Genomic DNA, 290 nt, shown 5'->3' on the forward strand with positions numbered 1-290 from the left:
GAGCAGAGTATGGTGGAGCTATGCGGGATCGAACCGCAGACCTCCTGCGTGCAAGGCAGGCGCTCTCCCAGCTGAGCTATAGCCCCATACAGATGTAGTCAAACCTCAACCCTAATTCGTTTCCGATCGAGGCGTGGTTAAGTTTAAGCATACTCATGTATGCGAACTTTGCCACTACAAAGTACGGAGCGAATTTGGTAGGCCTGAGTGGACTTGAACCACCGACCTCACCCTTATCAGGGGTGCGCTCTAACCACCTGAGCTACAAGCCTGTAGAGGTTTTACTGCTC

At 52.4% G+C, this 290-nt stretch carries 2 tRNA genes; both read right to left on the reverse strand.

Going from position 1 to position 290, the window contains the following annotated elements:
• Window positions 1-10: 10 nt before the first annotated feature.
• A tRNA-Ala gene (locus ACQUTD_RS21620) sits at window positions 11-86 on the reverse strand.
• 109 nt (window positions 87-195) lie between these two features.
• Window positions 196-272, reverse strand: a tRNA-Ile gene (locus ACQUTD_RS21625).
• Window positions 273-290: the final 18 nt, after the last annotated feature.

This window comes from Enterobacter sp. K510, from assembly GCF_055804875.1.